This is a genomic window from Bradyrhizobium sp. SHOUNA76 (genome assembly GCF_023006445.1).
Lineage (GTDB): Bacteria > Pseudomonadota > Alphaproteobacteria > Rhizobiales > Xanthobacteraceae > Bradyrhizobium.
The window spans coordinates 1-600 of record NZ_JALBHA010001086.1 but is presented as its reverse complement, the minus strand read 5'-3'; the positions used below and the strand labels follow the sequence as shown (position 1 = coordinate 600).

General features: G+C 68.8%; 1 protein-coding gene. It reads right to left on the bottom strand.

Annotated features, from left to right (window positions below; all coding sequences use genetic code 11):
• Positions 1–600: putative PEP-binding protein (locus MOV74_RS39885; RefSeq protein ID WP_246933075.1), on the bottom strand; the 600-nt coding region annotated here is incomplete at both ends.

The window sequence follows — 600 nt, the reverse complement described above, 5'->3', positions numbered from 1 at the left end:
GACGGTCCAGCCCGAGCCGGATCGCGCGCCAGCCAAGCGCGGGATTTTCCTCGATCACGGCTTCCATATAGGGCAGCGCCTTGTCGCCGCCGATGTCGAGCGTGCGGAAGGTGACGGGCTTGCTGCCGGCCGCATCCAGCACGGTGCGATACAGCGCCAGCTGGTCGCTGGTGCGCGGCAGGCTCTGGCCCACCATGAATTGCAGCTCGGTGCGAAACAGGCCGATGCCGGCGCTGCCGGTGTCCTCGATATGCGGCAGGTCGATGGCCAACCCAGCGTTGATCATCAGCTCGACCTTCTGGCCGTCCTTGGTGACGCAGGGCCGGTCGCGCAGCGCCAGATATTGCGCCTGGCGGCGGGCGCGGAAGCGCACGCGCTCGGCAAAGGCCGCCTCGACTTCCTGGGAGGGGCGCACATAGATCGAGCCGGAGGTGCCGTCGACGATGATGGCGTCGCCGGGATCGGCGATTCCCGGCGCGTTCGGCACTTCGCCGACGGCGGGGATGCCGAGCGCGCGTGCCACGATCGAGACGTGGGAGTTCGCGGTACCTTCCTCCAGCACGATGCCGCGCAGGCGCTTGCGGTCGTAGTCGAGCAGCG